Below are 20480 nucleotides of genomic sequence, written 5' to 3'. Positions count from 1 at the left end.
AACCGTCACGGCAAGCACCGTTGCAGTACTAACCCCGAGCGCCGGCTCCGCGCACGACACAGTCGCTCAAGTGGTCGTCGACGAGTCCGCACGCCTGCATCAGGGCGTACGCCGTCGTCGGCCCGATGAAGCGCAGGCCGCGCTTCTTGAGTGCCTTCGCGAGTGCTGTCGATTCGTCCGTGACGGCGGGGACGTCGGCGATGGTGCGCGGGGCCGCTCGCGTCGCCGGGTCGGGGGCGTACGACCAGATCAGCGTGTCCAGCTCGCCGGCGGGCCAGTCGGCGAGCACACGGGCGTTGGCGAGGGTCGCCTCGACCTTGGCGCGGTTGCGGATGATCCCGGCGTCGGCGAGGAGTCGCTCCTCGTCTGCGTCCGTGAACGCGGCCACGGACGTGATCTTGAACCCGTCGAAGGCGCTGCGGAAGCCCTCACGCCGCCGCAGAATCGTGATCCAGGACAGACCGGACTGGAACGCCTCCAGGCACAGACGTTCGAAGAGAGCGTCGTCGCCGTGGACCGGGCGGCCCCACTCCTGGTCGTGGTACGCGACGTAGTCCTCGGCCGACAGCCCCCAGGGGCAGCGCAGCCGGCCGTCGGGCCCGGGTACGGCGCCGCCGGTCACTGGCGGGGCTCCTCGCCGGGCTTGGTGAACAGATCGGGTCTGCCCACGGCGGTGGCCTGCGCGCCGGCCAGTGCCGACTCCAGCTCGGCGATACGGGCGTCCCGCTCGGCGAGCTCCGCGCCGAGGCGGCCCAGCACATCGTCCACGTCCGCCATCCGGTAGCCGCGGACGACGACCGGCAGCCGCACCGCCTCGACATCCGCGCGGCCGACCGGGCGGTCGGCCGGCAGCGGGTCCACCAGCTGCTCGGGCGACACCTCCGGCAGGGCCGCGCTGTCGCCGCCGCCGACCACGGCGAGGGTGACCGCGGCGACGACCACGACCATCGCGATCAGCAAGAACAAGAACACGAGCGAGCCTCTCCCCGAGCGGAAACTGTCCGGTGCTGATCGTGCCACGCGAGTCCGACAGTTAGGGTCGCAGGCGAACGACCAGAGGAGGAAACAGCGGATGCTGCGGCTGGGACGGCGCGAGTTCGACGCGCATGAGCCGGTGATCATGGCGATCGTGAACCGGACGCCCGACTCCTTCTACGACCAGGGCGCGACCTTCCGCGACGAGCCCGCGCTCGCCCGCGTCGAGGAGGCGGTGTCGGAGGGCGCTGCCATCATCGACATCGGTGGGGTGAAGGCCGGTCCCGGCGAGGAGGTGACCGCCGAGGAGGAGGCGCGGCGCACGGTCGGCTTCGTGGCCGAGGTCCGCCGACGGCATCCGGACGTGGTGATCAGCGTCGACACCTGGCGGCACGATGTGGGCGAGGCGGTCTGCGAGGCGGGCGCCGACGTGCTCAACGACGCGTGGGGCGGGGTGGACCCGAAGCTGGCGGAGGTCGCCGCGCGGTACGGGGCGGGTCTGGTGTGCACGCACGCGGGCGGCACGGAGCCGCGGACCCGGCCGCACCGGGTCGCGTACGACGACGTGGTGGCGGACATCCTCCGTGTCACGCTCTCGCTGGCCGAGCGGGCGGTGGACCTGGGCGTCCGGCGGGACGGGATCATGATCGACCCGGGCCACGACTTCGGGAAGAACACCCGGCACAGCCTCGAAGCGACGCGCAGGCTCGGGGAGCTGACGGAGACGGGCTGGCCGGTGCTGGTCTCCCTGTCGAACAAGGACTTCGTCGGCGAGACCCTCGACAGACCGGTGAAGGAGCGTGTGATCGGCACGCTGGCGACGACGGCGGTGTCGGCGTGGCTGGGAGCGCAGGTCTACCGCGTCCACGAGGTGGCGGAGACGAGGCAGGTGCTGGACATGGTGGCCTCGATCGCGGGCCACCGCGCCCCGGCGGTGGCCCGCAGGGGCCTGGCGTAGTCCGGAGGCCCGCGGCGGGCTTGTTCCCGTGACCGGGGCTCCGCCCCGGACCGCGCTCCTCAAACGCCGGAGGGGCCGAATTCCAGCCCGTCCGGCGATCGAGGACACACTCGAAGGGCGGGAGCCCCGTCCCGCTACCTGCCCGTCTCCTTCGTCACCATCGCCACCGCCTCCTCCACGTCGTCCGTGACATGGAAGAGCAGCAGATCCCTCTCCGACGCCTTGCCCTGCGCCACCACCGTGTTGCGCAGCCAGTCGACCAGGCCGCTCCAGTACTCCGTACCGAACAGCACGATCGGGAAGCGCGTGACCTTGCGCGTCTGGACCAGGGTCAGCGCCTCGAACAGCTCGTCCAGTGTGCCGAGGCCGCCCGGCAGGACCACAAAGCCCTGCGCGTACTTCACGAACATTGTCTTGCGGACGAAGAAGTAGCGGAAGTTCACGCCGATGTCGACGTGCGGGTTGAGGCCCTGCTCGAAGGGGAGCTCGATGCCGAGACCCACCGAGATGCCCTTGGCCTCCCGCGCCCCCCTGTTCGCGGCCTCCATCGCGCCCGGACCGCCGCCCGTGATCACCGCGAAGCCGGCGTCGACGAGTGCCCTGCCGATCCGTACACCCGCGTCGTACTCCGCGGTTCCGGCGGCCGTACGGGCGGAGCCGAAGACGCTGATGGCGCTCGGCAGTTCGGCGAGCGCGCCGAAGCCTTCCACGAACTCCGACTGGATGCGCATGACCCTCCAGGGGTCCGTGTGCACCCACTCGGAGTCGCCCTCGGTGTCCAGCAGCCGCTGGTCGGTGGTGCCGGGTTTCACCTGATCCCTTCGGCGCAGCACCGGTCCCAGTCGCTGCTCCTCCAGCGCCCGCAATCCCTCGGGGTTGCCCATGACCTGCTCCCTCCGCCGAACAACATCGTTGCTTTGAGTCAGGGTAGGGCTGCGAACGTGACGACATGCGAAATCGGGGTGGTCAGGCAGTGAGCCAGTCGTGGAGCCGCTTCTCGCAGTGGCTGATCTTCTCGACCGCGACCTGCTCGTCCCGCTTGTGGGCGAAGAGCGCGTCGCCGGGTCCGTAGTTGACCGCGGGCACGCCGAGCGCGCTGAAGCGTGAGACGTCCGTCCAGCCGAATTTGGGCTGCGCGGTGCCGCCGACGGCCTCCATGAACGCGGCGGCGGCCGGGTGCGAGAGGCCGGGCAGTGCGCCGCCGGTGTGGTCGTCGACGATGAACTCGGCAACCCCGCAGTCCGCGAAGATCTCGCGGACATGGGCCTCGGCCTCGGCCATGCTCCGGTCGGGCGCGTAGCGGTAGTTGACCACCACGGTGCAGGCGTCGGGGATGACGTTGTTGGCGACGCCCGCCTCGATCCGTACGGCGTTGAGCCCCTCGCGGTACTCCAGCCCGTCGATGACCGGCCGGCGCGGTTCGTACGCGGCGAGACGGGCCAGGATCGGCGCGGCGGCGTGAATGGCGTTGGATCCCATCCAGCTGCGCGCGGAGTGTGCCCGCTCCCCCTCGGTACGGAGGAAGACCCGGAGCGTGCCCTGGCAGCCGCCCTCGACCTGGGCGTCGGACGGCTCCAGCAGGACCGCGAAGTCACCGTCCAGCCAGTCGGGATGGGCTTCGGCCACATGACCGAGACCGTTGAGGTGTGCGGCGACCTCTTCGTTGTCGTAGAAAACGAACGTGAGGTCGCGGTTGGGCTCGGGGACGGTCGCCGCGATCCGCAGCTGTACCGCGACGCCCGATTTCATGTCGCTCGTGCCGCAGCCCCACAGCACGCCGTTCTCGTCCAGCCGGGACGGAACGTTGTCGGCGATCGGAACGGTGTCGATGTGCCCGGCCAGCACCACCCGCTCGGTGCGTCCCAGGCCGGTCCGGGCCACGATGTTGTTGCCGTGCCGGTCGACGGTGAGGTGCGGCAGGGTGCGCAGTGCCTGCTCGATGGCGTCGGCCAGGGGCTTCTCCTCGCCGCTGACCGAGCGGAAGTCGACCAGGCGGGCGGTGAGCGCCGGGGCATCAAGAGTGAGGTCAAGCACGGTTTCGGGCATGGCTCCGACCTTAACGCGGGCTCCAGTACGGTGGGCAGCGTGTCCGAGACCGCCTCCCCCGTCCGGCGCGGCCGTCGCTTGCGTACCGCGGTCGCGTTCGCCGTTCTGCTGGCACTCATCGGCTATGTGGTGGTGCAGTACGTCACCGGTGGCGACGCCCCGCGCTGCACGGTGCGTGCGGCCGGGGGCGAGGACGGTGACGAGGGTCCGACGTACGAGTTCAGCGCCGAGCAGGCCGCCAACGCCGCGACGATCTCCGCGGTCGGCACCACCCGCGGTATGCCGGAGCGCGCGGTCACCATCGCGCTCGCGACCGCCCTCCAGGAGTCCGGTCTGCGCAATATCGGCCACGGCGACCGGGACTCGCTGGGCCTCTTCCAGCAGCGCCCCTCGAAGGGGTGGGGGACCCAGAAGGAGATCCTCGACCCGGTCTACGCCTCCGGGAAGTTCTACGAGTATCTCGCCGAGGTCCCCGGGTACTCGCGGCTGCCGCTGACCGTCGCGGCGCAGCGCGTGCAGCGCAGTGGTTTCCCGCAGGCGTACGCGAAGCACGAACCGAACGCCACCCTGCTGGCCGCGGCCCTCACCGGCCGGGCGTCGGCGACCCTGACCTGCGAGTCGCGCGAGGGCGGGACAGCGGGCGACCCGGCGAAGGTGCGGGCCGAACTGGTGCGGGCCTTCGGTCCCGGGGTGCTGCCGAAGGGCGGAGCGGGGAGCCGGGCAGGGGCTCCTGGTCCGCGCGAGCTGTCCGTGCCGGTGCGGACGACCCTCGGGACGGCAGCCGGGGCGGACGGCGGGACGACCGACCGGACGGACGGCGGGACGAGCGACCGGACGAGCGACCGGACGAGCTACCGGGCGGACATCGGGACTGGCGCCGGGACGGCTCGCGGCGGGGCGTCCCGGCGGGGCTGGGAGCTGGCGCACTGGGCGGTCGCGCGGGCAGAGGACCTGCGCATCGAGCAGGTCTCGTTCGGGGGCCGCGTGTGGAGCGCGAAGGAGTCCGGAAAGGGCTGGCGGCCGACTCGCGCCGCGACCGGCTCAGGGCCGACCGAAGTACGAATTCGTATCGCACAGTAATCCGGGACCTCCCTCGAACGAGGCACTCCGGGCATATCCGGACGGCCTATCCGGAGGAGATTCGCACCAGCGCGGACGGACCCTCAAATCCCTTACGAGTAAAGGGAAGTGACGGTTCGGCAGCCCATGGCGCAATGGAATGTTTGCCCGTCTTTATCCAGAGCTGATAATGCGACGTATTACCAACTCTTTACCTTGCGTCACCGCAACCTCTCCTCCCCTTCGAGCGGTTGTCATGACGTCCGGACGCCGGACAGGCACCATTCCAAACGCCCTTCTCGTCCCAAGGAGCATCATGTCCCTCCCCCTGACCCGTCGGATCGCCCGTGCCGCGCTGCTGATCGCGGCGGGAGCAGCCCCCGTGGTCGGTGCGGCCGGCTCCGCAAGCGCCGTGGACCTTCAAGGGGCCTCCCCGCTGGGCGCCGTGGCCGCCCCCGACACGGACGGCCTCACCAGCACCCTCGTCGGCGCTTCCGGCAAGGCCGCCAACACCGGCGGCGACACGGTCAAGAAGGCCGGGAAGTCCGTCGGCAAGGCGGGCAAGACGACGACCCCCGTCGCGCAGAAGGCCACCGGTGACGCGACGGGCAACGCGGGCGCGGTCCTCGGCGGCGCGACCCAGACGGTCGGCGGCGGCAACCTGCCCACCGGTGAAGTCCCCGGTGGCGACCTCACCGCAGGACTGGCGAACTCGCCGCTCGGCTAGTCCGCACGGATACGACAGATACACGGAAGGGCCCCGGGAGCACGAACTCCCGGGGCCCTTCTGCGCGTTGTTCAGCCGAGCCGCTTGACCGCGGCGTCCACGCGCTCGTCGGTCGCGGTGAACGCCACCCGTACGAAACGCTCGCCCGCCGGTCCGTAGAAGTCGCCGGGCGCGACCAGGATGCCCAGTTCGGCCAGGTGCGCCACGGTGTCCCAGCAGGGCTCGTCGCGCGTCGCCCACAGATAGAGGCTGGCCTCGCTGTGCTCGATCCGGAAGCCGTGCGCCTCGAGCGCCGAGCGCAGCGCGGCACGCCGGGCCGCGTACCGCGCCCGCTGCTCCGCGACATGCGCGTCGTCGCCGAGCGCCGCGACAGCGGCGGCCTGCACAGGGGACGGTGTCATTATCCCGCCGTGCTTGCGGATCTGGAGCAGCTCGCCCAGCACGGCCGCGTCGCCGGCGATGAACGCGGCGCGGTAGCCGGCCAGGTTGGAGCGCTTGGAGAGCGAGTGGACGGCGACGATGCCCTCGTACGTGCCGCCGCAGACATCCGGGTGCAGGACCGAGACCGGCTCCGCCTCCCAGCCCAGCTCCAGATAGCACTCGTCGCTGAAGATCAGTACGCCGTGCTCGCGCGCCCACGCGACGATTCGGATCAGCTCGTCCTTGGCCAGCACCCGGCCGGTCGGGTTGGAGGGCGAGTTGAGCCAGAGCAGTTTGAGGTTCGTGGGGTCGAGCTCGGTCGGGTCGTCGTAGACCACGGCCTCCGCACGGGCGAGCCGCGCGCCGACCTCGTACGTCGGATAGGCGAGTCGGGGGTAGGCGACCTCGTCGCCGGGGCCGAGGCCCAACTGCGTCGGCAGCCAGGCGACCAGCTCCTTGGAGCCGACCACCGGGAGGACGTTCGTGTGTGCGACCGAGAGCGCACCGAGCCTGCGCTCGACCCATCCGGTGAGCGCGTCCCGCAGCGCGGCCGTCCCCCACACCGTCGGATAGCCCGGCGAGTCGGCAGCCTCGACGAGGGCCTTCTGGATCAGCTCGGGGACGGGGTCCACGGGCGTACCGACGGAGAGGTCCACGATGCCGTCCGGGTGGGCCGCGGCCGTCGCCTTGTACGGCTCGAGCTTGTCCCAGGGGAAGACGGGAAGGCGCGAAGAGACTGCGGGCACAGGGCTTCTCTTTCTCGTGCGGATCTCGTGCGTATCTCGTACTGGTGACGTCAAACGGGTGACGTCAAACGGGTGACGTCAAACGCCTCGGTCCCGTACGGACGACGAACCGTACGGGACCGGGGACGACGCGCTGCGGACCGCGTACGCCTACTGGTTCTGCGGCGGCAGTGCGGCGATGAAGGGGTGGTCGCGCTCGATCAGGCCGAGCTTGGAGGCACCACCGGGCGAGCCGAGCTCGTCGAAGAACTCGACGTTCGCCTTGTAGTAGTCCTTCCACTCTTCCGGCGTGTCGTCCTCGTAGAAGATCGCCTCGACCGGGCAGACCGGCTCACAAGCCCCGCAGTCGACGCATTCGTCCGGGTGGATGTACAAGGACCGGGAGCCCTCGTAGATGCAGTCGACGGGGCACTCCTCGATGCACGCCTTGTCCTTGACGTCGACACAAGGCTGCGCGATGACGTAGGTCACGCTGTCGTTCCTCCTCGGTAGGGCTGGCATTGCGCGGGAGCGCGGCGTCGTCGATGCCCGCCCCTAGTATCTCCGTTCTTGGGGACGATCCGAACAGGAGGGGCGCACAGACCTGTGGAATTCACTGCGGGCGGACGGCTCGAGGTCCGTATTACACCCACTGACGTGGGTAAACGCGTGTCAGTGAGGTGCTTGACCGACCCTGGAGCGGGCGCCGAGAAGTTCACCGACACGGTCGGTGTTCTCACATCATGGGACGCGGGTGTGCTCGTGATCACACGCCGGACCGGAAACAGTGTCCGCATCCCGGAATCGTCCCTGGTCGCGGGCAAGGTGGTGCCGCCCGCCCCGGCCCGGCGGCGGGGCCCCGCGGCGGATTTCGAGGAGCTGGCGAGGGTCACGGCGCGCGCCTGGCGGCCGGTGGAGAGCGAGCGGCTCGGCGACTGGGAGCTGCGGGCGTCGTCCGGGTTCACGCGGCGCGCCAACTCGGTGCTGCCACTCGGTGACCCGGGGCTACCTCTCGACGAGGCGCTGGCCCGGGTGCGTGCGTGGTACGGGGAGCGGGAGCTGCCCGCGTACATACAGACCGCGACCGGGGCGGCGGGGACGCAGGAGGAGCTGTGCGCTCAGCTGGAGGCGCGCGGGTGGCACCGCGAGGTCTCCGCGGAGGTGTTGACCGGCGGCCTGGCCCCGGTCGGCGACCTGGACGCGGACGTCTCCCCGGTCCGGCTCACACGGTCCGTCGACGATGCGTGGCTGCGGCGCTACCAGCGGTTCACTGCGCCGGGCCCCCATGTACGCCAGGTGCTGGGCAGCGGTCCCTCGGTGTGGTTCGCATCCGTACCCGCAGGCGTCGGCAGTCCGCCGACGGCGATCGGGCGCTGTGTGGTCGACGGCCGCTGGGCGGGCTTCATGGCGGTGGAGGTGGATCCCGCGCACCGGCGCCAGGGCCTGGCGACGACGGTGATGACCGCACTGGCGCGGCGCGCGCTGGAGGAGGGCGCGTCGGCGGCGTGGCTCCAGGTGGAGTCGGACAACGACGGGGCACGCGCACTGTACGAGGGGATGGGTTTTGCGACCCATCACCGCTATCACTACTTCCGATCTGCGTAGGCGGGTACGAATCGCACATGCACGACGAATCCCCTGAGGACTCCCTCGGCGAGTCGCCCGGCACACGGCAGCGGTTCGCCGAGGAGGCCCGCTCGGAGCGGCCGGACCTCGCACTGCTGTGCCTGCTGGTGGGCGCGGAGGCGGACCCGCCCCTGGACGAGGCGGGCCAGGACGCGGCCCAGATCGAACTCGACCGCCTGGCCGGCCTGCTCCCCTTCGGTCTCACCAGCCCCCGCGCCTGGGCATCGGCCGTGTCCGCCCTGCTGGGCGACCGCTACGACTTCAGGGGCTCCCCCGGCGACTACCAGCGTCTGGAGTCCTCTCTGCTGCACGAGGTGCTGCGCCGCCGCAGGGGCCTGCCGATCCTGCTCTCGGTGATCTGGATCGAGGTCGCCCGCCGCGCCGGCGCCCCGGTGTACGGGGTCGCGCTCCCGGGCCATTTCGTGATCGGCTTCGGCGACCCGACTGCTCCGGACGAACAGGTCCTGGTGGACCCCTTCGCGGGCGGCCGTGTCCTGACCGGCCCGGACACGGAGCTCCTGGTGGCGGGCGCGACGGGAGCGCCGCTGGATCCGTCGATGCTGACGCCCGCGGAGCCGCTGGAGATCGTGGTGCGCATCCTGAACAACATCCGCGCCTGGGCGGCGACCCGCCCGGAGCGCTCGGACGTCGGGCTGTGGGCGGTCGAGCTGTCCCTGCTGCTGCCTTCGCATCCGGCGCGACTGCGGTACGAACGGGCCCAACTGCTCGTGCAGCGCGGCGAGTTCCTGTCGGGGGCGGCGGAGATGGACGCGTACGCGGATGTGCTGGCGGCGGTCGAACCGACGACGGCGGACGCGATCAGGGGGAAGGCGCGGGCGGCGCGGGCGATGCTGAATTGAGCCGAGTGGTTGTCCATCAGGAGCTCGATGCCGCGATCACGGCGGTGGCGCGGGTCGGCGTGCTGGTCGAGTTCGACGACGGGGCGGGCGGGGCACGCGGGACAGGCTTCGTCGACCAGGCGAAGCACCCTTCGTGGTGGTCGGAGGAGGAACCGGCGCCGCAAGTGGGCGACCGGCTTCACGTGGTGGTGCTGGACGCGTCCAGGACGCCGCCTCGGCTGAGCGCGCTGAGGAGCGACCTCGAGGTGGCGCGACGGCTGCGATCCGCGGGTACATGAGGCCCCCTGCCCCCGCGGGCGGAGGAAGCGGTTTGCCGGCTGTGTGACAACGGATACCGTCCCGGCCGGGAGGACGATCTGCCGCCACAGAGACGAGCGTTGATCGCTGATGTAGCGTCATGAGAGGGTTTCGAACTTACATAGTGCGAACAGAGTTCCAAACGGGGGGACTTCATACCGTGTCTGTGACCGTGCCGGACTGGGCCGACACCATGCTTGACCTCATCGGCGTCTCCTGGCCGAACGTCGACGAGGACGCGTACCGCGACATGGCGGACACCTTGCGGGAGTTCGCCGACGACGTCGAGGACGACGGCCAGCTTGCGAACAATCATGTGCAACGTTTGCTTTCCTCCGGCAACGGCGAGGCGCTCGAGGCGCTCAACGGCCACTGGGGCAAGGTCAAGGACAAGCACATCAAGGACATGGCCGCCGCGGCCCGCACGATCGCCGGCGCGCTGGACAACGCCGCCACGGCGATCGAGGCGATGAAGTACGTCGCGATCGGCCACTTGAGCGTGCTGGCGGCCAAGGCGGGCGTCTCGATGGCGCTGATACCGGTCACCGGCGGACTGTCCATGCTCATCGGCGGTGCGGCGATCGCGATCGCGCAGCAGGCCATCCGGAAAGTCATCAAGGAGTGCCTGGAGGAGGTCGTCGCCTACATCGTCTCGGCGATGACCGAACCCGCCGTCGCGGCTCTGGAGAGCATGGCGGCCGACCTCGTGGTCCAGCTCGGCGCCAACGCCCTTGGCCTGCAGGACGGCGTGGATCTCAACCAGGTCGGCCAGGCCGGCAAGGACGGCTTCAACGAAGGCGTCGCCGGCGCCAAGGACGCCATGCACCTGGCTTCGGCCGGCGGCTCCGGCGGAGGCGGCGGCAAGGGCAAGGACGGCGTCCACATCGAGCACGCCGAGCACGGCCGGGCGGGCACCGAGCTCAACCGGGTCAGCGTGGGCATGCACGGCAAGACGGCCGGCAAACTGTCGAAGGCCAAGAGCCACCACGGCCGTACCCGCGGCAAGGACGACATCGCCCAGGCACTCGACCCGGTGATCGACAAGGCGATCAAGGCCCTCTCCAAAGCCAACAGGACCATGGGCGATCACGTCGGAAAGGACCTGCCCAAGGCGGTCAAGCAGATCTCCGACGACCAGAAGAACTACGACGCCGACGTCAAGGCCCGTCTGGCGCGCCAGCGCAAGGACGGGAACCACGACCGCGACGGCAAGTCGAACGGAGCCGGCCCCGGTCGCAACGGATCCAAGGACTCCGCGCACCTGAAGCCCGACTCACTGAAGGACACCAAGTCCGACCCGCGCCGCAACGGCATCTCGCTCAACAAGAAGACCTGCGAGAACGACCCGATCGACGTGGCCACCGGCGAGATGACGCTGCCGCAGACCGATCTGTCGCTACCGGGCGCCCTGCCCCTGATCCTGCGCCGCACACACCTGTCCGGGTACCGCTACGGCCAGTGGTTCGGCCGCAGTTGGGCCTCCACCCTGGACGAACGCCTCGAGCTCGACCCGCTCGGCGCCGGTGCCGTCTGGGCCCGCGAGGACGGATCACTCCTGATCTACCCGCGCCTGCCGCGCCCCGACGACACGGACGGCGTCATGCCGCTGGAGGGCCCGCGCCTGCCCCTGGCGTACGGCGGGCAGGACAACGCGGAAACCACGTACCGCATCACTGACCCGCACACCGGCCTGACGCGCTCCTTCACGGGCAGCCCGTACAACGAGTCGGTCGCCTACTGGCTCACCGACGTCGAGGACCGCAACCTCAACGGCATCACCTTCGCCCGCCGCGGCGACGGCACGCCCACCACGGTCACGCACAGCGGCGGCTACCTGGTCACGCTGACCGCCGAGGACGCCCGCATACGCGAGCTCGCCCTGCGCACTCCCGACGGCCCGGTCACCGTCATGCGCTACGGCTACGACGGCCTGGGCAACCTGACCGAGGTCGTCAACTCCTCCGGCCTCCCCTTGCGTTTCACGTACGACGCGGACACCCGCATCACGTCCTGGACCGACCGCAACGACTCCACGTTCCAGTACGTGTACGACACCGGAGGCCGTGTCGTCCGCACGATCGGGCCGGACGGCTATCTGTCGTCGACGTTCGCGTACGACGTCCACGCCGAGACGGGCGACCGGATCACCCGCTACACGGACTCGACGGGCGCGACGAAGGTCTACGTCCTCAACGACCACCTCCAGGTCGTGGCGGAGACGGATGTCCTGGGCACCACGGTCCGTCAGGTGTGGGACCGGTACGATCGCCTGCTCTCCCGCACGGACGCGCTCGGCCGGACCACCACGTACACGTACGACGACCGCGGCAATCTGACCGGTGTCGCCCACCCGGACGGCAGCTCGGCCACGGTCGAGTACAACGAGCTGAACCAGCTCGCCTCCGTCACCGGGCCGGACGGTTCCACGTCGCGGCAGGAGTACGACGAGCGCGGCAACCCGACCCTCTTCACCCGCCCGAACGGGACGACGACCCGTCTCACGCACGACGCGCACGGCCATCTCACCGGTGTCGACGACTCGCTGGGTGCCCTGGACCGGCTGCGCTGCGACGCCGCCGGCCTCCCGCTGGCGATCCGCGGCCCGCTCGGCACGGTCACGCGCTACACACGCGACGCGTTCGGCCGCGCTGTCCGGATCACCGATCCGCACGGCCGCACCACCGAGCTGGAGTGGACTGTCGAGGGCAAGCTCGCCCGGCGCACCGATCCGGACGGCTCGCAGCAGTCCTGGACGTACGACGGCGAGGGCAACTGCCTCGTCCACACTGACGCGATGGGTGGCGAAAGCCGCTTCGAGTACACCCACTTCGACCTGGTCGCCGCCCGCACCACGCCGGACGGGGCGCGCCACGAGTTCGCCCACGACACCGAGCTGCGTGTCGCGCGGGTCACCAACCCGCAGGGCCTCACCTGGAACTACGCGTACGACCAGGCCGGCCGGCTGACGTCCGAGACGGACTTCGACGGCCGCACCCTCACGTACGCGCACGATGTGATGGGCCGGCTCTCCGCCCGTACGAACGGCCTGGGCCAGACGGTCCGGTACGAGCGGGACATCGCCGGCCGGGTCGTCGTCAAGGACGCCGAGGGCGCGGTCACCCGCTTCACCTACGACAGCCACGGCCATCTCGCCGGTGCGATAGGCCCGGACACGGAGCTGACGTTCGTACGTGACAGCTCGGGCCGGGTGCTGCGGGAGACGTGCAACGGCCGGGAACTGACCAACACCTACGACGAGACCGGCCGCCGCACCCGCCGCACCACGCCCTCCGGTGCGGTCAGCTCCTGGACCTACCCGGCAGACCTGCACGCGGAGCTGGACGCGTCCGGTGTCCAAGTGGTCTTCGAGTTCGACGAATCGGGCCGGGAGACCACCCGCCGCATCGGCGAGACCCTGACCATCGACCACGCCTACGACGCCGCGGGCCGCCTCACCGACCAGCTGGTGCGGGGCGCCGACGACTCGACCGTGCAGCGCCGCTCGTACGCCTACCGCCCGGACGGCCACCTCACCTCGGTCGACGACCACCTCGGCGGCCGACGGCAGTTGGAGCTGACCCGGGAGGGCCGGGTCACCGCCGTCACCGCCGAGAACTGGAGCGAGCGGTACGCGTACGACGAGGCCGGCAACCAGACCGAGGCGGCCTGGCCGGGCACCGGCGACGCCACCGGTTCGCGCGAGTACACCGGTACCCGCATCGGCCGCGCGGGCTCCGTCCGCTACGAGCACGACGCACAGGGCCGGGTGGTCCTGCGCCAGAAGGCCCGCCTCTCCCGCAAGCCGGACACCTGGCACTACGGCTGGGACGCCGAGGACCGCCTGATCTCGGTCACCACTCCGGACGGAACGCACTGGCGGTACGTGTACGACGCGCTGGGCCGCCGTATCGCGAAGCAGCGCCTGTCGGCGGACGGGGCGACGGTCGCCGAGGAGGTGACCTTCACCTGGGACGGTGACACCCTCTGCGAACAGGCCACCCATGTACCCGGCTCCCCGGAGTCCGTCGCCCTGACCTGGGACCACGACGGCGTGAAGCCGGTCACCCAGGTCGAGCGCCGGCTCCTGGACCAGTCGGAGGTCGACAGCCGCTTCTTCGCGATCGTCACGGACCTGGTCGGCACCCCGCGCGAACTCGTCGACGAGCACGGCGAGGTGGCCTGGCACACGCGCGCCACGCTGTGGGGCACGACGACGTGGAACCGCGGCGCGGGGGCGTACACGCCGCTGCGCTTCCCGGGCCAGTACTTCGACCCGGAGTCGCAGCTCCACTACAACCGCCACCGGCATTACGACCCGGAGTCCGGGCGCTATGTGTCGCCGGACCCGCTGGGTCTGGTACCGGCGCCGAACGCGGTCGCGTACGTCGACAACCCGACGCGATGGATCGACCCGCTGGGGCTGGCGATGTGCCCGCACAGGGGCAGTGAGAAGCCCCGGCACAGCGTGGTGCTCGGCGTGAACCAGCGCCCCACCCTCGTGTCGAATGCGCTGGCAAGGCACCTGCGCAACGATCCCAACGACCCTGATCACGACCCGAATCGGCCCCAGGATCCGGGAGCGCACACCTACAACGGTGGAGACTACGCCGGGATCGAAGGCGGCTCGCCCGTGTGGATGACGAACGTTATGGATGCAGTGAAGGACCGCAACACCACCCTGTCCATCACTCTGGATGGCATGCCGAACAAGGACGGTGATAAAGCCGACTGGAACACACCTGAGACGATCGTCGCAGCGTTCCAGCATGCAGTGGCAGAGGGCTCACCGTACTCCCCCAAGGAGGGAAACAGGCCACCCGAGGGATTCGGAACGGCATGGGAGATGAGTCAAGTCGCCTACTACGTAAAGAAGTACGAGATTGACGTCGCGGACGGATACCCAGAGCACATGCGTGACGGGCGCCCGTGGGAAGAGATCCACTGGTACTCGAACAACGAGAGAATTGACGTCCCCAAGCCGAACATCCCTGAAATCCAGATGCCGAAGGGAACGAAGAACACGTGACGAATCGCATGCCGGATGACGGGTCATCAACGAGTGCCGCGGACATTGTGGCCGCCGAGTGGCGTTACTTCCTTGAGGAAGCCGAGGACCTGATCAATCCCGCGATGGTCCGCGCCGCCTACGCGCAGCCGCGACTGCGGGAGCTGTACCCCCGTGTCAGCCACGGCGCCCTGTACCTCAGCCGGTGCACCGAGCTTCCCTCATCGCAGGATGTCCCCCTGGTCAATTCCCTCGTCGCGGGTGGCTTCCAGGTCTCGGGCCAAGCCGGCGAAGGAATCCTGGGCGAGACAGCCACTGTCGAGGAGGCGTTCGCGCTGGTCGTGGCTCATCTCCCCGAGGGGTGCGGGCCCGCAATCATCGGCACGAAGGATGACCTGTGACCGAAGCCGCGGACATCGTGGCTGCGGAATGGCAGGCTGTCCTCGCTTACGGCGCAGATCGGATCGACCCTGTCGTGCCCCGCACTGCTGCACTGCTTATGCCCACCCTCCATTGCGGGAGCTCTTCCCCATGGTCAGCCACGGGGTCCTGTACTTGAGCCGGTGCACCAAGTACCCGTGGACACACGATGTCGGCACCGCGTTCCCCGAGGTCGCCGGCGGCTACCGAGTGCTTCGCCAGTCCGGCAACACGCCCTCGGCGTGGCAGAGACCGTGGAGGAGGCATACGACTTGATCGCCGCCAACCTCCCCGAGGGCTGCGGCCCGGCCGTCGACGGCACCCCGGACACCCTGTGACCCAAGATGAGAGCACCATGGCGGCCGCGGACATCGTGGCCGCCAGATGGCAGAGCATCTTGACGTACGACGATGACCGGATCGACTCCGCGATGGTTCAGGCGGCACACGCTCACCCTCACTTGCGGGAGCTGTACCCAGGGGTCAGCCACGGCGCCCTGTACGTCAACCGGTGCACAGGCTTTCCCGGTCCGGGAGACGTGGGCGCGCTGTTCCGCCGGGCCGGGGGAGGCTTCATGGTCATCCGACACTCAGACGGAGTCGTCCTGGGCGAGCCGGATACCCTCGAGGAAGCGATCGAACTGATCGTGGCCAACCTCCCCGAAGGCTGCGGCCCAGCCATCATCGGAACGGCGGACGACCTGTGACCTCCGCCGCAGACATCGTGGCCGCCCAATGGCGGTGCTTTCTTGAGGGGTGCGAGGGCCTGGTCGACCCGGCCATGGCCCGTGCCGCCTATGCGCAGCCGCGCCTTCGGGAGCTGTACCCAGGGGTCAGCCACGGCATCATGTTCTTCAGCCGTTACACCGGTCTCCCTGCTGCTCAAGTCGGGGGCTACGTGTATCCCCGGGCCGACGGGACCTTCTGGGTCCGGGGCCCGCTCGGTGTAGGCACGCTCGGTGAAGTCGACACGCTCGAGGAGGCGTTCGCCCTGGTCGTGGACAGCCTGCCCGAGGACTGCGGCCCCGCCATCGAGGGAAAGGGGCAATTCCTGTGACCCAAGGTGAGAGCACGACGGCGGCAGCGGAGATCGTCGCCGCCGAGTGGCAGAGCATCCTGGCGTTGGAGGACGGCCTGATCGACCCCGCTGTCGTCCGCGCCGCCTACGCGCAGCCGCGGCTGCGGGAGCTGCACCCCGGCGTGAGCCACGGCGTCCTGTGGCTCAGCCGGTGCACCGACTTTCCGCGTTCCCACGTGCCCGTGGTGTATCGCTTGGGGCGGGGCGGCTACCAGGTAACGGCCCAATCCGTAGGCACTCTTGGTGAGGTGGACACTCTCGAGGAGGCGTTCGCGCTCGTCGTCGCCAACCTTCCCGAGGGCTGCGGGCCGGCCGTCATCGGTACGGCGGACGACGTTCCTAGGTGAGGTCGCCCGTCCGGACGGCGGCGGCGAAAGAGGCCCAGGCAGCGTGGCCGAAGGCGACCGACGGGGCTGTGGGGCGCTTGCTGTCGCGGACCGGAACCGCTGTCGGGTGGGCGTCGTCGACTTCCAGGCACTCGCCGCTGCTGCCGCCGCTGTAGCTGGACTTGCGCCAAGCCGGAGCGTGCTCACTGCGCCTCATGCTCGTACTCCTCCGCGACGGATCTGATCAAGCCCAGGGACTTGCGGTGCGACAGGGCGTCGCCCAGGGCATGATCGTAGACCTCCTGGCATTGCCGCACCACGGACGGCACTTCCCAGACCCGGCCGGACTTCAAGCCCTCCACGTAGGCGATGGGCGGGAGGTCGTCGAACCACATGAGCGAGACGAAGCCTTCCAGCATGGCGTGCGCGCCCACGGAGAAGGGGAGCACGTGCACGCGGATGCGGCGGCTCTCCCCCAGCGCCAGGACGTGACGGAGCTGTTCGCACATCACCGCCGGGCCGCCGATGGGGCGTCGCAGCACCGCCTCGTCCAGCATCGTCCACACCACCGGTGAGTCGAAGTGGTCGAGTATGCGGGCCCTTTCCAGGCGGGTGACGAGGAGCCTGTCACGTTCCTCCGCGTTCTTGGGCGGGTGGCCAGAACCCAGGACCTCACGCGCGTACGCCTCCGTCTGGAGGATGCCCGGCACCAACTTCGGCGCGTACTCACGGATCACCGTCGCGTGCTGCTCGAACTCCAGCGCCTCCGCGAAGTGTTCCGCCACCGCCCTGCCGTCCAGTGTCGGCAGAAACCGCTCGAAGAAGCCGCCCGTCTTCAGGACCTGGTCGAGGCGGCGGGCGTCCGCAACGTCCGGTCTGCGGCGGCCGCCCTCGATGTGGGCGACGTGCGTGCGCGACATGACCGCGCGTTCGCTCAACTCCTCCTGAGTGAGGTCCGCCGCCTCCCTCCGCCGCTTCAGTTCCTCGCCGTACCTCGTGCGGAACTGTGGGTTGTCCTCGATCGCCATCGGCAACTCCCCCTTGTGACGCTCGCGTTGTCACGTGCAAACCCCTACCGAGCGTAATGCCGCTCGCGTCATTCTGTGAGCAGTTCACCACGGAGAGCTAGGGAATCGGCGAGATTATGGGTGCGGCACACACAGTAGGAGCCTTCGTCGCTCACACGGGCACGGACGCCTACGGGCCCGGCAAAGTCATCGGTGTGGACGGCGAACACAGACGCGTCAGATTTGTGTACTTCGTCGCCACCATCCGCGCCGACGATCTGCGCGCCGCATCCGACGACGAAACCGCGCAGGTCAGCTCGTGGCTCCGGCAGAAGCAGCAGCGGTACGGAGGGCACTGGTGATGACCCTGCGCGTCTCGCGCGACAGCGGCCGCACTTGGGGGCCAGGCGTCACGTACCGGCCCAAGCCCGGTGCGGCGCCGGTCAATTCGGCCCTCCGGTGGCCGCCGTGCGCCTGCGCTCGCTGCACTCGTGCGAAGTGACTGTTCGTGCACGGACGTTGATGTACGGCTCACACGACAGTGGGTCCGGGCCGGGGCCGCAAGGGCGGAGCCCCCACCCGGACGAACCGGGCAGGGGCTCCGACAAGGAAAGCGAGTATCCGGTCAGCTCGGGTTGAGCGCGATGACGCTGACGCGATCCGCGGGCGTCTTGCCGCGCAGCGCCGTCCCCATGGCCTGCGCGACATCGTCCGCGGAGACCTGGTGCTGCTTGCCGTCACCCTTGGTGATCATGACGCCGTCGAAGACGCCCTCCAGAAGCTGCGCGATCGCCTTCTTGTCGTAGAACTCGACCAGGCGGCCGTCGATGGCCTTCATGGAGAGGATCTTCGGCAGTGACTTCGCCGGGCCGAACTGGATCTGCTTGCCGCCCGCCTCTATCGTGATCAGACCGGACATCGCCGGCTCGGCGAACTCCTTCATCGCCCGGTCGAGCTCCGTCTGCGTGATGGTGGGCTCGCGGGTCGCCACGGGCAGTTGAACGATGTTCGGCTTTCCGGTCTCGACCTGGGCGCGGTAGGCGTCCTTGACCGAGATCATCGAGCGGCCGACGTCCAGCGACTGGCCCGCCTTGCCGGGGACGGCGACTGCCTTGCCGGGCTGGAACGCGATCGTGCCCTCCGTCGCCGAGCCCGAGGCGCCCGCCAGGTCGGTGAGCGCGACGCCCAGCTTCTCCTCGTCGACCAGGATCACCGGTTCGGCGACGCGCTCGCCGCCGAAGAGGGAGCCGATCACCGAGACGGGGTTGTAGTCGCTGCCCGCGGCGGCGCGAACGGTGGCCTGGCTGTCCAGGGAGAGCCCGGCCTTGTCCGGTGCGAGCTGTTCCTTCTTGCCGCCCACCGAGAGCTGGAGGGGGCTGGCCGCGCGCTTGCCGAGGGCGGCGTCGAGCTTGATGACCGCCTCGTCCTTGGTGCCGCCGCCGATGTCGACACCGAGGACCGTGGTGCTCTTCGGTACGTCGGAGTGGTTGAGCAGCAGACCGGCGCCGTAGGCGATGCCGACCAGAACGAACGCGCCGATGCCGGCGAGCACCAGCTTGGAGCGGCCCTTCTTGGCGGGCGCGGGCCGGGGAGCGGGCGTCGCCTCGGGAGCGGGGACGGGCACGGTGGGCCCGCCGGATCCACCGGGGCCTGCCGGGAACTCCGGTACGGAGAAGTTCCCCTCGGGGGCAAGCGGACCGGGGATCCCGGCCGTCAGCGGGTTCGGGCCGGTGCCCGGGCCGGTCTGGGGCTCCCCCAGGGACGGGAAGGGCGAGCGATGCTCCGACGGGACCACGGGGATGCCGCTGGTGAGCGTGTCACCGGAGACGTGGCCACCGCCGGACTCGGGGGCCGGCTGCTGCGGGGTCAGTACCGCGGTGTCGTCGGACATCCGGGGCGCGCCACCGTGGCCTCCGGGACCGCCCGGACCGCCGGGACCGCCGGGACGCGGGCCGAGCGGCATGCTGCCGGTGGCCGGGCCCGAGGTCGGGCCCGCGGGGCCGGCGCCGGGCGGACGTACGCCCAGCGGGGGCGTGTTGCGCCCGGGAGGCGCGAAGGTGTTCCCGGCCGCTGCACCCTGCCCCGGGCCGCCCTGCCGGCCGTCGGAGAAGTAAGGAAGATCCCCGCCGGGGCCGGGGCCGGGGCCGGCGCCGTTCGCCGTACCGGGGCCCGCAGGCGCGCCGGGCGCCGGCGGCTGGCCGGCCAGGGCCGCCAGGCCCGAGCCGTCCGTCCCCGCGGTACCCGAGCCGGAGCCGTTCGCACCAGCGCCGGCACCCGGGCCGGAGCCCGGTGCCGGCTTGCGCGGCGCGAACCAGTCGCTGGTCGGCGCCTTCTCCTCGGCCGGCGGCTCGACCACCGGAGCGGCGACCTCCTGCGTCACATCCGGCCGCGGAGTGCTGCCCGTGCGCTCACTGTCGCCCCCGCCGCTGCCGGCCGAAGCGGCGGTGGCGGTCGCGGCGTCCAGGTCGCTCATCGGCGTACGCATGACGACCGGCGGAATCGGCCGCGAACCCGGGATGTTGATCCGGATGCGCGTGGTCAGCGTGGTCTCGGTCCTGGGCTCGTCCGGCTGCGGCCCGGGAGCCGCGTCGGCGGCGTCGTCCGGAGCGTCCTGCTGGGGATGCAGCGACGGATACTGGCGGGATCCGTACGGCGGTGTTCCCGAGGGGTACGCGGCTCCACCGCGCCCCTGGGGGCCGGAGGACGAACTGTCAGTTTCACGACTCAAAGCAGGTTCTCCCGGTTGGCTTCCCCGCCCGTTCTTACTGGATAGCTGCTGCTGCGGGCGGCTCGGCGGCGCGCACCACCATACTGGCCGCCGCCAACAGACACCCCAGGACTGTGGAAAGCGACATTCCGCCGACCGTACGGGCATGGTCGGTTGAGTGGCTTCCCGCCCCTTCGGGCATCCCTTGGGGCGACCCACCATAGGTGCCCGCCGCTCAGGGCGTG

Annotated in this window: 21 protein-coding genes and 1 pseudogene; 13 read left to right on the top strand and 9 right to left on the bottom strand. The window is 70.2% G+C overall.

The window, feature by feature from the left end; translation table 11 throughout:
• Positions 1-28: 28 nt before the first annotated feature.
• Together OG883_RS04595 and OG883_RS04590 are read right to left on the bottom strand one after the other, a co-directional pair.
• A complete protein-coding gene (locus OG883_RS04595) occupies positions 29-622 on the bottom strand; it encodes a DNA-3-methyladenine glycosylase I (protein WP_323180878.1) in 594 nt (197 codons plus the stop codon).
• Positions 619-972: a DivIVA domain-containing protein gene (locus tag OG883_RS04590; protein ID WP_266535347.1), complete on the bottom strand. Its 354-nt coding sequence runs from the start codon at positions 970-972 to the stop codon at positions 619-621. Before OG883_RS04590 ends, OG883_RS04595 begins: the two co-directional genes overlap by 4 nt.
• A 100-nt stretch (positions 973-1072) precedes the next feature.
• Between OG883_RS04590 and folP the strand changes: the two genes are divergently transcribed.
• Positions 1073-1933, top strand: a complete 861-nt coding sequence (gene folP, locus OG883_RS04585) for a dihydropteroate synthase (RefSeq protein WP_266535345.1) — start codon at positions 1073-1075, stop codon at positions 1931-1933.
• Positions 1934-2067: 134 nt separating this feature from the next.
• Here the strand turns inward: folP and OG883_RS04580 are convergent, their stop codons facing one another.
• Complete coding sequence (locus tag OG883_RS04580) at positions 2068-2817, bottom strand: TIGR00730 family Rossman fold protein (RefSeq protein ID WP_266535343.1); 750 nt, start codon at positions 2815-2817, stop codon at positions 2068-2070.
• An 82-nt stretch (positions 2818-2899) separates the two neighbouring features.
• A complete protein-coding gene (gene dapE, locus OG883_RS04575) occupies positions 2900-3979 on the bottom strand; it encodes a succinyl-diaminopimelate desuccinylase (RefSeq protein WP_266535340.1) in 1080 nt (359 codons plus the stop codon).
• A 39-nt stretch (positions 3980-4018) separates the two neighbouring features.
• Here dapE and OG883_RS04570 point away from each other — a divergent pair, with 39 nt between their 5' ends.
• The gene (locus tag OG883_RS04570) at positions 4019-5059 is read left to right on the top strand and encodes a hypothetical protein (protein ID WP_266535337.1); all 1041 of its coding nucleotides are present in this window, start codon (positions 4019-4021) and stop codon (positions 5057-5059) included.
• A gap of 295 nt (positions 5060-5354) precedes the next feature.
• On the top strand, positions 5355-5765 hold the full coding sequence (locus OG883_RS04565) for an ATP-binding protein (RefSeq protein WP_266535334.1): 411 nt from the start codon (positions 5355-5357) through the stop codon (positions 5763-5765).
• Positions 5766-5836: 71 nt separating this feature from the next.
• Here the strand turns inward: OG883_RS04565 and OG883_RS04560 are convergent, their stop codons facing one another.
• Positions 5837-6931: a bifunctional succinyldiaminopimelate transaminase/glutamate-prephenate aminotransferase gene (locus OG883_RS04560; RefSeq protein ID WP_266535332.1), complete on the bottom strand. Its 1095-nt coding sequence runs from the start codon at positions 6929-6931 to the stop codon at positions 5837-5839.
• 150 nt (positions 6932-7081) lie between these two features.
• Positions 7082-7402: a ferredoxin gene (gene fdxA, locus OG883_RS04555; RefSeq protein ID WP_018089397.1), complete on the bottom strand. Its 321-nt coding sequence runs from the start codon at positions 7400-7402 to the stop codon at positions 7082-7084.
• A gap of 114 nt (positions 7403-7516) precedes the next feature.
• Here fdxA and OG883_RS04550 point away from each other — a divergent pair, with 114 nt between their 5' ends.
• The 9 genes and pseudogenes from OG883_RS04550 to OG883_RS04510 all read left to right on the top strand — a co-directional run bounded on the left by OG883_RS04550 (position 7517) and on the right by OG883_RS04510 (position 16542).
• On the top strand, positions 7517-8515 hold the full coding sequence (locus OG883_RS04550; RefSeq protein ID WP_266535329.1) for a GNAT family N-acetyltransferase: 999 nt from the start codon (positions 7517-7519) through the stop codon (positions 8513-8515).
• Between the two features lie 17 nt (positions 8516-8532).
• Positions 8533-9396 carry a transglutaminase-like domain-containing protein gene (locus tag OG883_RS04545; RefSeq protein WP_266535326.1) on the top strand — a complete coding sequence of 288 codons (864 nt, stop codon included), beginning with the start codon at positions 8533-8535 and terminating at the stop codon, positions 9394-9396.
• Positions 9397-9401: 5 nt separating this feature from the next.
• A complete protein-coding gene (locus tag OG883_RS04540; protein WP_266541228.1) occupies positions 9402-9674 on the top strand; it encodes a hypothetical protein in 273 nt (90 codons plus the stop codon).
• A 179-nt stretch (positions 9675-9853) separates the two neighbouring features.
• Positions 9854-14719 carry an RHS repeat-associated core domain-containing protein gene (locus tag OG883_RS04535; RefSeq protein WP_266535323.1) on the top strand — a complete coding sequence of 1622 codons (4866 nt, stop codon included), beginning with the start codon at positions 9854-9856 and terminating at the stop codon, positions 14717-14719.
• Positions 14716-15099 carry a DUF6193 family natural product biosynthesis protein gene (locus tag OG883_RS04530; RefSeq protein WP_323180877.1) on the top strand — a complete coding sequence of 128 codons (384 nt, stop codon included), beginning with the start codon at positions 14716-14718 and terminating at the stop codon, positions 15097-15099. The genes OG883_RS04535 and OG883_RS04530 overlap by 4 nt, the downstream gene beginning before the upstream one ends.
• A pseudogene (locus OG883_RS04525) lies at positions 15089-15456 on the top strand (DUF6193 family natural product biosynthesis protein). The gene OG883_RS04530 and the pseudogene OG883_RS04525 overlap by 11 nt, the downstream one beginning before the upstream one ends.
• Positions 15453-15824 (top strand): DUF6193 family natural product biosynthesis protein, encoded by a 372-nt coding sequence (locus OG883_RS04520; RefSeq protein WP_266535320.1) that lies wholly within the window; start codon positions 15453-15455, stop codon positions 15822-15824. The pseudogene OG883_RS04525 and the gene OG883_RS04520 overlap by 4 nt, the downstream one beginning before the upstream one ends.
• Positions 15821-16174 (top strand): DUF6193 family natural product biosynthesis protein, encoded by a 354-nt coding sequence (locus tag OG883_RS04515; RefSeq protein ID WP_266535318.1) that lies wholly within the window; start codon positions 15821-15823, stop codon positions 16172-16174. The genes OG883_RS04520 and OG883_RS04515 overlap by 4 nt, the downstream gene beginning before the upstream one ends.
• Entirely contained in the window at positions 16171-16542 is a 372-nt protein-coding gene (locus tag OG883_RS04510) for a DUF6193 family natural product biosynthesis protein (RefSeq protein ID WP_266535317.1), read from the top strand. Before OG883_RS04515 ends, OG883_RS04510 begins: the two co-directional genes overlap by 4 nt.
• Here OG883_RS04510 and OG883_RS04505 read toward each other — a convergent pair.
• Positions 16535-16738, bottom strand: a complete 204-nt coding sequence (locus OG883_RS04505) for a DUF397 domain-containing protein (protein ID WP_266535315.1) — start codon at positions 16736-16738, stop codon at positions 16535-16537. The two genes, OG883_RS04510 and OG883_RS04505, sit on opposite strands and share 8 nt — an antisense overlap.
• Complete coding sequence (locus OG883_RS04500; protein ID WP_266535312.1) at positions 16725-17549, bottom strand: helix-turn-helix transcriptional regulator; 825 nt, start codon at positions 17547-17549, stop codon at positions 16725-16727. Before OG883_RS04500 ends, OG883_RS04505 begins: the two co-directional genes overlap by 14 nt.
• Positions 17550-17665: 116 nt before the next feature.
• On the opposite strand from OG883_RS04500, the gene OG883_RS04495 reads away from it, so the two are divergent.
• A complete protein-coding gene (locus OG883_RS04495; RefSeq protein WP_266535309.1) occupies positions 17666-17890 on the top strand; it encodes a hypothetical protein in 225 nt (74 codons plus the stop codon).
• Between the two features lie 263 nt (positions 17891-18153).
• On the opposite strand, the gene OG883_RS04490 is transcribed toward OG883_RS04495, so the two are convergent.
• Entirely contained in the window at positions 18154-20256 is a 2103-nt protein-coding gene (locus OG883_RS04490; RefSeq protein ID WP_266535307.1) for a hypothetical protein, read from the bottom strand.
• Positions 20257-20480: the final 224 nt, after the last annotated feature.

This window comes from Streptomyces sp. NBC_01142 (genome assembly GCF_026341125.1).
Classification (GTDB): domain Bacteria; phylum Actinomycetota; class Actinomycetes; order Streptomycetales; family Streptomycetaceae; genus Streptomyces.
This window is presented reverse-complemented; position numbering and strand designations above follow the sequence as displayed.

What these genes read in the sequence shown, in the direction of transcription:
- OG883_RS04505 (WP_266535315.1), bottom strand. Translation starts at nt 16,738, where the DNA reads ATGAGGCGCAGTGAGCACGCTCCGGCTTGGCGCAAGTCCAGCTACAGC.
- folP (WP_266535345.1), top strand. Translation starts at nt 1,073, where the DNA reads ATGCTGCGGCTGGGACGGCGCGAGTTCGACGCGCATGAGCCGGTGATC.
- dapE (WP_266535340.1), bottom strand. Translation starts at nt 3,979, where the DNA reads ATGCCCGAAACCGTGCTTGACCTCACTCTTGATGCCCCGGCGCTCACC.
- OG883_RS04545 (WP_266535326.1), top strand. Translation starts at nt 8,533, where the DNA reads ATGCACGACGAATCCCCTGAGGACTCCCTCGGCGAGTCGCCCGGCACA.
- OG883_RS04565 (WP_266535334.1), top strand. Translation starts at nt 5,355, where the DNA reads ATGTCCCTCCCCCTGACCCGTCGGATCGCCCGTGCCGCGCTGCTGATC.
- OG883_RS04495 (WP_266535309.1), top strand. Translation starts at nt 17,666, where the DNA reads ATGGGTGCGGCACACACAGTAGGAGCCTTCGTCGCTCACACGGGCACG.
- OG883_RS04580 (WP_266535343.1), bottom strand. Translation starts at nt 2,817, where the DNA reads ATGGGCAACCCCGAGGGATTGCGGGCGCTGGAGGAGCAGCGACTGGGA.
- OG883_RS04500 (WP_266535312.1), bottom strand. Translation starts at nt 17,549, where the DNA reads ATGGCGATCGAGGACAACCCACAGTTCCGCACGAGGTACGGCGAGGAA.